At 51.3% G+C, this 11,587-nt stretch carries 17 protein-coding genes; all 17 read right to left on the reverse strand.

The window, feature by feature from the left end; translation table 11 throughout:
• Positions 1-30 precede the first annotated feature (30 nt).
• Entirely contained in the window at positions 31-243 is a 213-nt protein-coding gene (locus PsW64_RS24675; protein ID WP_063305335.1) for a hypothetical protein, read from the reverse strand.
• Between the two features lie 69 nt (positions 244-312).
• Positions 313-945 carry an NlpC/P60 family protein gene (locus PsW64_RS24680; protein WP_063305336.1) on the reverse strand — a complete coding sequence of 211 codons (633 nt, stop codon included), beginning with the start codon at positions 943-945 and terminating at the stop codon, positions 313-315.
• A gap of 113 nt (positions 946-1,058) precedes the next feature.
• Positions 1,059-2,381 carry a hypothetical protein gene (locus PsW64_RS24685; RefSeq protein ID WP_063305337.1) on the reverse strand — a complete coding sequence of 441 codons (1,323 nt, stop codon included), beginning with the start codon at positions 2,379-2,381 and terminating at the stop codon, positions 1,059-1,061.
• 24 nt (positions 2,382-2,405) lie between these two features.
• Complete coding sequence (locus PsW64_RS24690; protein WP_063305338.1) at positions 2,406-4,214, reverse strand: hypothetical protein; 1,809 nt, start codon at positions 4,212-4,214, stop codon at positions 2,406-2,408.
• The gene (locus tag PsW64_RS24695) at positions 4,214-4,618 is read right to left on the reverse strand and encodes a DUF6950 family protein (protein WP_063305339.1); all 405 of its coding nucleotides are present in this window, start codon (positions 4,616-4,618) and stop codon (positions 4,214-4,216) included. Before PsW64_RS24695 ends, PsW64_RS24690 begins: the two co-directional genes overlap by 1 nt.
• Positions 4,603-5,190 carry a hypothetical protein gene (locus tag PsW64_RS24700; RefSeq protein ID WP_063305340.1) on the reverse strand — a complete coding sequence of 196 codons (588 nt, stop codon included), beginning with the start codon at positions 5,188-5,190 and terminating at the stop codon, positions 4,603-4,605. The genes PsW64_RS24695 and PsW64_RS24700 overlap by 16 nt, the downstream gene beginning before the upstream one ends.
• A complete protein-coding gene (locus PsW64_RS24705) occupies positions 5,187-5,900 on the reverse strand; it encodes a hypothetical protein (protein ID WP_153042428.1) in 714 nt (237 codons plus the stop codon). Before PsW64_RS24705 ends, PsW64_RS24700 begins: the two co-directional genes overlap by 4 nt.
• Entirely contained in the window at positions 5,893-8,139 is a 2,247-nt protein-coding gene (locus PsW64_RS24710; RefSeq protein WP_063305342.1) for a phage tail length tape measure family protein, read from the reverse strand. The genes PsW64_RS24705 and PsW64_RS24710 overlap by 8 nt, the downstream gene beginning before the upstream one ends.
• A 3-nt stretch (positions 8,140-8,142) precedes the next feature.
• The gene (locus tag PsW64_RS28370) at positions 8,143-8,268 is read right to left on the reverse strand and encodes a hypothetical protein (protein ID WP_275078096.1); all 126 of its coding nucleotides are present in this window, start codon (positions 8,266-8,268) and stop codon (positions 8,143-8,145) included.
• A gap of 26 nt (positions 8,269-8,294) precedes the next feature.
• A complete protein-coding gene (locus tag PsW64_RS24715; RefSeq protein ID WP_063305343.1) occupies positions 8,295-8,681 on the reverse strand; it encodes a gene transfer agent family protein in 387 nt (128 codons plus the stop codon).
• A 9-nt stretch (positions 8,682-8,690) separates the two neighbouring features.
• Positions 8,691-9,137 carry a phage tail tube protein gene (locus tag PsW64_RS24720; RefSeq protein ID WP_063305344.1) on the reverse strand — a complete coding sequence of 149 codons (447 nt, stop codon included), beginning with the start codon at positions 9,135-9,137 and terminating at the stop codon, positions 8,691-8,693.
• Positions 9,138-9,152: 15 nt separating this feature from the next.
• Positions 9,153-9,575: a DUF3168 domain-containing protein gene (locus PsW64_RS24725; RefSeq protein ID WP_193757858.1), complete on the reverse strand. Its 423-nt coding sequence runs from the start codon at positions 9,573-9,575 to the stop codon at positions 9,153-9,155.
• The gene (locus PsW64_RS24730) at positions 9,568-10,011 is read right to left on the reverse strand and encodes an HK97-gp10 family putative phage morphogenesis protein (protein ID WP_153040015.1); all 444 of its coding nucleotides are present in this window, start codon (positions 10,009-10,011) and stop codon (positions 9,568-9,570) included. Before PsW64_RS24730 ends, PsW64_RS24725 begins: the two co-directional genes overlap by 8 nt.
• On the reverse strand, positions 10,004-10,342 hold the full coding sequence (locus PsW64_RS24735; protein ID WP_063305346.1) for a head-tail adaptor protein: 339 nt from the start codon (positions 10,340-10,342) through the stop codon (positions 10,004-10,006). Before PsW64_RS24735 ends, PsW64_RS24730 begins: the two co-directional genes overlap by 8 nt.
• The gene (locus PsW64_RS24740) at positions 10,339-10,617 is read right to left on the reverse strand and encodes a head-tail connector protein (protein ID WP_057462216.1); all 279 of its coding nucleotides are present in this window, start codon (positions 10,615-10,617) and stop codon (positions 10,339-10,341) included. The genes PsW64_RS24735 and PsW64_RS24740 overlap by 4 nt, the downstream gene beginning before the upstream one ends.
• A 2-nt stretch (positions 10,618-10,619) precedes the next feature.
• The gene (locus PsW64_RS24745; RefSeq protein WP_063305347.1) at positions 10,620-10,868 is read right to left on the reverse strand and encodes a hypothetical protein; all 249 of its coding nucleotides are present in this window, start codon (positions 10,866-10,868) and stop codon (positions 10,620-10,622) included.
• Between the two features lie 70 nt (positions 10,869-10,938).
• The coding region (locus tag PsW64_RS28055; protein WP_208981010.1) for a phage major capsid protein at positions 10,939-11,587 on the reverse strand (649 nt) is incomplete at its 5' end.

An 11,587-nucleotide genomic window follows, 5' to 3' on the forward strand; every position in this document is an offset into this window, starting at 1 on the left:
TCTCCAGTAAGGACGATCAGTACCGCTCGGTCAATCAGCACACGACTTATCGCGTTCATAGTCTCGCAATTGCTTTCGTTTCATGCGGTTGTCCAGAACCCTATTCCAAGCCATGAAAAACGCAGCAACCACGGTCAGGATAATGAGCAGCGCCTGAAAGAACGGCTCTAGGAAGTTGGCCCAGTTTTGGGCGATCCAAGCTGCTAGAAAGGTCAATGCTGTGCCTGTCTCTGATTTCTGCATCTTAGCCTCATTCAAGGATGTGGATCTGCTGGTGAGTAAACTGAAATCACAACTCCAAACTCGAACGCCTTAAGCTTCGTTGATCGAGACAGCGCCTTCACGCTGCGCCAACACAGGCTCACCCTGCACTGGATGGCTTTCCGGCCACCGGATATCCAAGAGCCGCCGCTTTGAGACTTTCGTGATTGTGACTGCGTTGGACTGGTTCCCACCCAACACGTGATAGTGCCCTGCGCTCTCAGAAACATAGAAACCGACATGCCCTTTCCAGCCGCGAGGACTTCCACGCCAGAACACGAGAATAGAGCCTGGTATCGGCTTATCTAACCGTCTGCCGTATTTCGCCCATTGGCGAGATCCTAAAGGGTTGGTGGGCTGGATATCAGATACAAGGCTCATGCAATGGGCAACGAACAGGCCGCACCAAGGGGTTTCATCGCCCTGGTAGGAGATCCCTAATTTGCTCGCCCAGCCCATGATCCTTGGATTGTGCGTTGGTCCCGAGATCTCCTTGGTTCCCAGCAGTCGACGCGCCTCAACCAGCCATGGTGGCTCATCGCTTTTGACCGCCTTGATTTTTGAGTTCAGCCAAGCCTGATAGGCAGCTTCAGATAACCTACCCCAATCACCATCAGGTTTGCCGGGATTAAACCCGAGATCCTGCAACATTTCCTGAGATTCAAAGTCTGGTATCCGTCCCATGATCACCTCACAAAAAAGGCTCCCCATGGGAGCCGTGTTGTCAGATCAACTTCAATGCATGTCAGCAGAACGCGCACAAAGATGATCGCCTTAGACTCATCACTGCGTTAAGCTCAAACCCGGTAAACAACGACGTCTACCTTGCCAGTTGCCCCAACCACACCTCCAGAGCTTCGCAAGCCCAGACCTCCTATTTGAAAAGTTTGTTCGGTCTTGTCTCTGATACCGATATTGTCCACGGTGGTGAGCGAGCCTTGTATCAACGTCCCACCTACAATTTGAACAATGTAATCTGTATCCGGCTGCTCGTTTTCGAATGTAAATGTATTGCCTGAACGAGTGAGCCTATAAGACGCTGAGCCCTTCAGATCTGAATAAGCAGCGACAATCTTCGGGAGCCCATTCAGCGCATTCAGTTTTGCTGAGTTAAGCTTCGCATCCGTCACTGCCTTGTTGCTGAGATCAGCGGTCCCAACGCTATTAGAAGTCGCAAGTCCTCCGAGACCAAGATTAGCCCTGGACTGAGACTTGTTCTCAAGGTCGCTTAGGTTATTCGACTTGCTGAGAAAGTCGCTTGTTTCAGGAGTGGCAAGAATCCACTCATCATCATCCAACGAATAGGCCTTCAGCTTTTTGTCAGGTGAGTTGAAGTAAAGCGCTCCGTCCTCTAGCGCGTTGCCTTCAATGTCAGTGTCCGGGTCATCATCAAAAGCTCCCAGATAGAGCTTGTTGAAGCGTTTGAACGCCAGATCAGAAGCTTGTTCAACCGCAGCCTCCAGCTGGTTCAAAGCATCCTCTGCTTTGCCTTGAGCTGTTTGTGCCTGATTGCGAGCTGCTATTGCTGCAGCTTTGGCCGCAAGAACCACCGCTTCAACATTTGCCGGATTGAGAAGCACATAGCCCTCCTGCCCCTCAATCACTGCGAGCATCGCTGGATACCCCTTCTGCAAGTCATCAGGACCAAGCTCATTGCCAAGGCCATTTCGAATTGGTAGCAGCACATCATCAACCTTGATGGTCACTGCGCCCGAGTTGTTGTCAATGGGAACGAAGACTGCAAACTCAACCGCCGAGAGGCTGACGCCCAATCGAAGCTTCGCTCTGATCGCATTACCCGTCCCGTCAATGTCAACCAGTCTCGTGATGCTGTCAGCAAGATCGCGCACATAGTGCCAGGTACCACCCAGCCATTGATAGTAACCGCTTAAGGTGTGGTTAGAGTCAGCTCCGACTATGGCAGGTGTGTAATCTGGCTTGTCGGTGACAGTATCCAGCTCAGCTTTGGTTTTTACGATCACCGCACCAAGCGTTGCCGCAATTTCCACCTGCCCCATGTAAGCAATGATTTCTTCCTTTTTGGGCTTGTGCCGATCTGTGCTTTCAAGTCCGAGGGTTTCTCGCGCACGCCAGACGTATTCCTTAGTGAGGAAGTTCATAGCCAACTCCAATTTGAGGGGAAGTTAAACCGCAGCCACAATGACCGTTGGGCCGGACCAGTCGCTGTTTTGTCCAAAGACCGAGCGCGTACGCATGCGGAAGCGATATTCAACACCTGATGTGAGGCTGCCGGTTTCAATGGTCTCTTCGCCATCATTGGCCTGCGCATACTTAGCTGCACCACCGCTGGTTTTCACATATTCCAGCTCGTAGGTGAGCGCCTCAGAAAGCCGCGTAAAACTCGCTACCGCGATAACGCTTTGCCCTTGCTGCTGAATCTGAATTGAAAAGCTATCAACGCTCGGAATAGCCTCAGCAGCGATACGCTTGGGAGGATCGCCTTTTTCACCCTCATCTTCAGGCTCATAGGCATATGGATCTCGTGGAATAACCATAGCTTCGAATACGTGCTGGAATGTTGATAGATCCAGCGTAGGCGTCCCATCCAACTCAAGATAAGCATCAACAAGATGTGGCGGATCGCTGATCTTCAGAAATCTTCTAAATAGAACATCCTGAGATGCGAAGTAGTCGCATTTCACACGCACACGAGGTGCATTCACCCGAATAGCTTTGAGCGCTTGCAAGCGCCGCATGTGATTGTGTCGCTGCACGCAATCATTATCGACAGTGCGCGACCTGGGATCATCCTCCTCAACATACGGATCGCCTTCAATAACTGCATCATCTTCCGCATAGTTCAAATCAGGATTGACCCAAAGCCCACGCACTGACTTAACGCTGGAAGCTGCATTGCGGTTCGGCAAGAACTCAATATCAATGATATCATCTGTTTTCAGGTGAATATCAGGCTCAACCCACTCCCCGGCATGAACTGCAACTTCTCCAGCTGCGTTGGTGTACAAAAGCAGATCGCCGGCCTCATCAATCATCCGGCCAATCTGGGTTGGATCATTGTTTTCGCGGCCACGGAATCCACCATGATAGCGCGGCTCCAAATCGCCCTTAATGTTCTTGACCTGCTGATCACAAACATCTGCCGCATGAGCCCAGCTATCAAGATCAATCTGGGAAACATCCAAAGCACTCCCGTAAGGTGCCAATAGGAAATCTAGCCGTATAAGCGCTAGGTTCTCGCTAAACTTGGTTTGCCCATCTCTGGGATCGAGAACCCTCTTACCGCGAATGGTGGAGGAGAGCGTCGGGTAGCCTTGCGGGAAGACCGTTCGATGCCGCCGGGCACTCACGCTCTTACACATCATCAGGACACTCGCAATATTGTCGCCGCGATGATCCTCACTCCAGATATCATCGAACTTGTCCACCAGCTGCGAATAAGCAACACCGACCTGCATCCCAACACGCTCAATGAGCATCACCTTGGCATCACCACCGAGCCGATAATATTTTGATGCATCCTCATCATTGCTCAAAGACTTGACGACATCGCCATCTGCATCAATCTCAACCGGATCATCACTCAGGAAGTGCTCAACAAAGCCATCAATCTCATGAGAGGCATAGGCAATCACCATATAAGCCGTACCGCTGCGTTCCTCTAAAAACGTCATATCGCCCGCAACTCGTACAGTGCCATATTGATAGGATCGCGACGGCACATTTTGCTTCTGCACGACCTTGCCATCTGCTGTACTTGGAAGAGGTGCTGCGTTGTCCTTTCGCTGCTGGCTCCCGAGTAGTGCATTCACCCCCAGTCCGACACCTGCAGACAGGCCAACTCCAATGATCCCGACACTTAATGAAGAAACAGCAGCTCCCGCAAGGAGCGCTTGCGTTGCAACAGAGGCTCCAACGAAAGCTGCACCATTTGACAGAACAAACGCAATTCCCAACGCAGCAGTAGCAGGCATCAGACACTCCAGATTTTAAGAACAGGTGCGTGAACGGCTTCAAATCCCGAATTCCAGTGAACTTGCCAGTGCTTACCATCCCAGATCGCCCCCCACTGCCTGAGAGGAGCGTGAAGACTACCAATCACGCCAATATCACCGATCTTTCTGGTTTGAGCCTCATTCAAACCCGCAACATCAGCACACCGGCCAACCAACTCCAGAGCGCCGCCAGCTTCTATAATCAGATGCTTCATCTGCTCTTCTGTTGAATAGGTTCCGCGTAGATGAACAGCCCCGTCAGGATACCCGTTGGCACTCACCCAATCGGCAAGAACAAGACAGCAATCAGAAGTGCCCGGATCAAAGATCAGGGTTTGCCGATCTGCCAGCCAAACCTTTAAAAGATCTAGGATCGCGGCCATGTGATTGTTTGCTCACTCATCAAGGTAATACGCTCACACGACAAGTCAGGAGGAAGATCCGGATTGACCTTGAGCGAGTAAGCCCTTTGATCGGCATCCGACAGCACTGCATTGCGCCGGGATTTACGAGCATGAAAAGCATTCCCCACGACCAAAGTCACATCATGCAGGATTTGCGGCTTGTCTGGATCATTCACGGCTCGTTTGCGGAACTTCAAATCAATCACTTCGCCCGTAAACTTGACAACTGGACCTGAAGACAAAGGCTGGAAATCGTCGTCGCAGTGCTGCAAGAGAACTTGCACCTTCGAGCCAATGACATCGCTCTCTTGCGTCTCCTCATAGGCAAGGTCTGCAACCTCCTGACTGACTGCGGAAAGACTCAAGTTCATCGTTGTTGCTTCGCCAGAAAAAGCATATTGGATCGTTGTTAAAGCAGAGGCTGGAAGCTCCCCGGCAGGTCTCCAAGGGTGACCGTCCTTGTCAAGAATAGTGTGTGAACCAAACCACATCCGCGCAGTTCCAGTTGGGAAACGCAGCGCTACAAGGATCATAACATTACGACGTGTCATGGTGCAGAAGCCTTGTCCCAATAGTCGATAGCCTCAACAAAATGCACAGTCTTTGTGATGAAGCATGAGCTACCGAAATTCAGATCTAATTCATTGTCACTGGCAAGCTTCATAAGGCAGCTCGGCTCCGCCACATTTAGCAGTGCCCCTGCCGGGATCTTTGCCCGAATAGCTGGAAAAATAGGTACCCGCACAACATCGCCATCAGCTTCGATAATCGGACCCGTCATATAGAGAGCGTGCAAATAGCTGAAGTAAATTCCAGACAGCCTCAATCCACTTTGCAGACCGCGAAGCTTAAGTACTGTTGCACCCAAATTTGCTTCTTCTTCCAGCTGTACAAAAGCAGGTTCACTCTCATAAGAAGTTCCATCGCTGAACTCCGTTCCATCAGCGTGAGGTACGTATGCCCGCGCCTGCTTTGCAAGTTTTTGCACCTGCGAGGTCACGTGAGAAACAGAAACAATCACCAGCCCCACTTGCCCTTGCAATGCAACTTCAACCCCATTCCATGCTTCTTCATGGCGCAGATCACGCCGACGCAACACGATGTTCGGAATCATCGCTCTCCAGAAGCCTAAATCCGTCTGTGTTACCAACTCACGCCCGCCAAGCGTCATGCCACCAGACCTGCTAAATGGCCGTTTCTGGAAAGTAGGCTTGCCTTGACTTGCAAACAAAGAATGAGGCCAGTGGATCACGTTAGTCACGGAAGCCTCCTCCCCGATTTTGCGCATACATGTTGTAGTCACCAATCGTATGCTCGCGGCTTTTCTGAGTAGCTGCTTCAACAATCATTGGCGCAGCTTCCTTGACCACATCTCCTGAGATACTCTCAATGTGAGCCTTCAGATCAGGTGTAACTTCAAGGATCACGCGAGAAACCATCTCACCGCCACAACCGCCAGATTGAGGGAGCTTGTGGAACGGAGTGATTGTTGCCGGACCCTCAATCAGCTCAGGAACACCGCCCTCACCCGCAATGCCCCACTTACCAGCCCCCAGGTTGCCCCCTTCGGCAAAAAAACCACCAAAGCTGGAGAGCAAGGTTGAAATAATCCCACCAATGTTACCGCCACCGCCAACTGAGCTGGTCATGCTGGACACAGAAGACTGCAGCATCATCTTGGCAATCCCCTTACCCATGTTTCCAAGCACATCAACAAACCGCTCACCCTCAAAGATCACATCCGTGAGTGAGTTGGTGATGGATTGATTGACGCTTGCCATCATGCGGCTTTGCCGCGTCTGTTCTTCAATCTTACCTGTTAACTGGGAGACCGATTTTGACCGTGCCTCAATCTCTTCGCGAAGTGTCAGTCCGGTTTTCACAGAACGCTCATCGAGATCCAAACCTTGCTGCTTTGCCATATCAAGCAGCTTGTATTTTGTGGTGAGCGCTGCGACTTCCTCACGGGTACGGCCAAACATCTCAATTCTACGCTCAAGAGCCGTGACCTCCTGATCACCCATCCCAAGAACATCCGGACCCTTGTTGGTGATAGGCCGTGCAGCCTCCTGAAGCCGAGCCTGTTCGCGAGCCATGCGGATATACTCTTCGCGCTCTTTGGCAAGCTGAGTTCCACCTGTTGGCCCGACCTGCTGTGCAAGCGGATTGACAGTGCGATCAAATTCCAGAGCAGCCAAAGCGCCAGCCCGAGACACCGGATCATCTTTGTATTTTAAGCGTACCTGAGCATCTTCCAGCGAAGTCAAACCATTGCGTTTCATGGCCTCCATCGCATCAGCAGCGCGGCTGATTTCATTGGCCATTGTGGTCGCATCAGCTGAGAGACCTTTAAGCTCCACCCCATCAGTCGCCGTTTTCAAACGCTTGGTTGTGCTGACCGACTGACGAGCGATGCTTTCCACCCGCGCCAGTTCTTTGCCTACCTCTGCAAGCTTCTCATCAGGAAGCCTGGTCAGGATCTCACGCATTTTTGCAAGCGCTTCAGAGACACGCTCCATATTCCCGCTTGCTCTTGCATCTTCAAGAGCAGCCATTTCAGCAGCCCAGATTTTCACGAGATCTGAGGAAGCTTCCAGCTCATGGTTGAGATCTTTCAGTGTGCTCTCGACACCTTCAAGCCCGATAGCGTCAATTGATCGGGACTGACTGAAAGGGTCGCTCAGCTGCGCAATGCGATGCTGAATAGCCTGATACTTCTTAAGCTGGAGATCCAGCTCAGCAAACGCATTGTTACCGCCCAGAAAATCATCAAAGAAAGAATCCAGAGCCGTATCCGTTTTTGTCTGTGCGGCCTTGGAATCCAGCTCTGCTAACGCGGCCACAAGATTGAGCACAGCGCTTGTAACTTCGCCGTACTTGTCTCTGATGTTCTCCAATCCGTTCTTTGAGTAATCAGCAATGGAGCTGTTAGCTCTTGAGATCGCGCTTTCAGCCTCATTGAACGCCTTGGTGAAAGCATCGACTTTCTTGCTGGAACCTTCTGCATTGTCACCCATGCTCAAGAGGACGCCAGCAAGAGGGAAACCAATCCCCGCAATCACCCCCAGAACAGGCATTAACAAACCGACAGTACCAGTCAAAGCTCCAAAACCAGCTACAAGCTGCGGGATCTGCTGCCCCATGATCCGCATGGGATCAGTGCCCATCTCGAACTGCACCGCCATATCAGCAATCTGATTGGACGTGTTCTGGATGGCAAAGCGCCCACCTTTGGAGACATTGATGAAGCCTTGCATCTCCTTACCAGCACCTTGAGAGGCTTTCCCGATCTTGCCAAAATTATCGTTCATCCCGCCAGCAGATGCCTGAAGTTTCGCGAATTTCTGTTGCGTTTGCTCCAGTTGCTTCTGAAGCTTTTTGTTCTCCGCAGCCATCCGATTAGATGACTTAACCGCAGCAGCCGCGGAACGAGACATCTGATCGTGGAACTTCTTATAGGTGACCTCAAGAGGGATAGTCAGGCCAGAATTCTTTCCCATCAATCAAAACCCTTCAATGCCCAGTTCCCGAAGCTCTTCATCTGAAAATTCACCGCTGGGGTTCCCAGATTTGCCACCATGGACCTCATTGTAACCCTCTACGCAGGCCACATATTCCCATAGGCTCATCTGATCGATTTCTCGTGGAGTGAAGCCTATTGCGGCTCCTCGTTTGTAAAACTTGGAGAACTGCCAGAGTTCTCCTGTTGCCTCACCCCTGCCTGCTCCCCCACGGGATCATCATCCTCGCCCACGAGTGCATTGGTCAGGATCTCAATCGCAACAGGTTTGAACTCAAGCACCCCATGCAATTCAAACAGATGCAGGACCATGGGCCCCGCCTCTTTGTTTGGCATTCCCGCACCGATCAAGCCTTGGCGAATGGTCTCAATCAGATCATCAATAAACCAGGTCCCCGTCGTGATGCGCAGGAGGATGACTTCAGGGCCAGCATTGCAGTTTTTCTGCAACGCACGAAGCTGACCGATGTTCAGCACAAACTCGTGCTGACCACCGATCCATTCAATGTTTTTGGCTTCCATAGATCAGGCTCAGGCTTTGTTTTCGATTTCAGGAGTGCCGACCATATTGATCTCAATAGTTTTCGTAACTCGCCCCTTACCATCAGAACGCGCCTGAGAGAGCTGAGACAAAATTGCAGGAGCCTTCTCCCATTCAGGATCGCCAGATGCCGCTTTTTTGTTCCCAAGACGTACCGGAAGGTGCTTTGCAGAATAAAACCAGTTCATCATCTTGCCGTGAGACTCCTGTGCCCAGGTTCCTTCTGCCGAAACAGAAACCTTCACAGAACGCACTTCACTCAAGATCTCATTGGGCTTGCTCTCATCATCGCAATCCACGACCTCGGTCTCATCAACATTCGCCTGCCGCTGGATCGTAACACCCTTAAGGCCGCAAACTCTGGCGTAGTTACCATCTTCCGCAAAATCGACCTCAAGGACCATCTCCTCAAAACGCTCTGTTGTCGGCTTAGTCATGACAAACCTCCTTCGCTAGTGAACTTGGATTTCGAATGTGAACTGCAAAATTCCGTGCGTTACGCCCTCTTCTGGATCTGGAACAATCCGCTGAAGCTCTAGCTCGGTGAGCACGTTGCCAAAGGAAGGAAGAGGAAGCTCAGCACCGCTGAGTACATTGCGCACCGCTCGCAATATCTGCTTTGCATGCACTCTGCCGGGTTTCTTTGACCAGCAATCAATTTGAACTGTGATTTCTTCGATGGTGAAGCAGTCGTGATGATCCTCAGTTTCATCTTCAGGACCAAGGCTCACATAACCTTGCTGATCCCCCCAAGGCGCTCCATCAGAGGAAGCTTTAGTGCTGTCATAAACACCGTGCACCACCTCCATGAGCGCAGCGTCTCCCGCCAAAGCAGCAATCACGGCCTGCTGAAGCTCCAGATCTGGATTAGCCATCATTCAGTACCTTGATTGCCTTGTTAATACGCCGCGTGATCAGGGACTTCACAGCACGGCGCTGCGAGCGGTAAACGGGATAGAAGAAGGGATGGGATTTACGATCTTTGGTTCCAAACTCTTGGATCAAAGCATTTTGGAATTTGATGCCGCGCTTGTTGGTGACCATTGTGCTAGCGTTGCCTGCATAAATCACAATGCGAAGACCGCGTTCAGATGATTTCACTTTCCCAACCACCATGGCACCTTCAGGTGGTTTACCCCACGTCCAACCGATACTTGCAAGCAGTTCGCCCTCATCTTTGGGAACCAGCAGGCGCATGTACTGGACGATACGCTCTGCCCCTTCCTCCATAGCTTGCCGAGCAGCGTTCTTGACGGCATCCGGCAAGATTTTGCGCATGAACTGCCGAAACTCTTGCTCACCTTTAACCATCGATATCACCGCTTTCACAGGTCAGTTCAAAATAGAGCTGATCATCTGTCGGGATCTTGGTGCGGATTGCGTAGATGGTACCGGAGAGAAGATCTTTCATACGCCAACTGGTTTGGATCGCCTCAGTATCTGGAGAGCGCCAGATAGTGACCACAGTCGGCTGAATACCTTCAAGGCGAGCACCAATCACGCGCTCCCCACCGCGAAGAAACTTAAAGTGTGCTCGTTCTTCAAAACGAGGTTCGTAATCAGAGACGTGGTTGCCGTAACCATCAGACTTCGACACCAAAGCCTCGAACGAGACGACCTCCCGCATTGATTTACTGGTCATCCGGCAAGGTTCCTATAGGGAGCCATCATGACTTCATAAGCAGGAGGTGGAGGAGCATCACCACCCCGGCTGGTGTAGAGCGCAAACACATGCATGCTCAAACACGTCTTGATCGGCTCAGGAAGTCCATCGGGAAAATCGACTTTAAGATCCCGCCGCAGATGTTGCGCAGCAAACACCTCAGCCGTGCGAATAAACGTCAGGAGGAGATCGTCATCATGACCGTGTGAGATGGCCAGATGACGCTTCGCCTCTTCCAGCTCGATCAAAGGCAAAGTTAGTCTCCATCCTCTTCGGATTCTTCCTCCCCTGCGTCTTCATTCGCAGGTCCAGTCAGATCGAGATACTTGATACTTTGCGCCTGCACTTGCTTGGCAGTCAGTCGCTTCAAAGGCGCATCATCACCTTCCATCAATGGCTTGATGACTTTTCGGGCTTTGGCGTCTTTTTCATTGACCTTGTAGACACAGCCAAACCGGAAGGTACCAAGCACCGTATGGCGTGTTGAGTTCACTTTGAGGTACATGCTCATTCTCCTGAAAAAGGCTCTGCAATCAAAAGATCGCAGAGCCAGTTGGTGGCCTCATTTGTTCGGGTTACGCGAAGACGAAGTTGCCCTTCACCATTGCAGCAGCACGTTTGATTGCCAGAGCAACCCGTTTACGTCCCTTCATGGTCAGCATGTCTTCAATGAAGTTGGTGTCGTGCTCGGAAGAAATAAGCACTTCGGTTTCCTGACGGTCATAATAAGTTCCCGCCATCGCCAGATCGCCAGTCAACCACTCGCCCGCAGACATGGTGTTGGATTCCACTACATCCTTACCCCAGAGCATTGGAGTGCTCATTGAACCTGGGTTACCGAAGATGTATCGGTCCTGACTATCTTTCAGGAGGTCAATTGCCGCCCAATCAGTTGGGTTCATCACAAAGGACGTTGCAACGTAATCCGCCAATGCGACCTGCAAAATGGCAAGACGCAGACGATCAATCCGCGTGGCATTGGGTAGGCCAGCAGCAGCAGCAAATGCCACAGCCTCAGTCAAAAGCCCCTTCAGGTTTTCACCCTGTCCATCACCAGCAAGGATCTGCTTTTCCTCTTCCAGATCCAGACCATAACGAAGCTTGGAGTCGATCTCCGTTTGCAGGAAGTCGGAATCTGCCAGAGCTTCTTCTGTGATATTGGTAACATGAGCAATCTTTTTGACTTCAGAGGTCGCCTTCTCCCAACCAAAGCTGGATTCCGGC

The organism is Pseudovibrio sp. W64, assembly GCF_001623145.1.
Classification (GTDB): Bacteria; Pseudomonadota; Alphaproteobacteria; order Rhizobiales; family Stappiaceae; genus Pseudovibrio.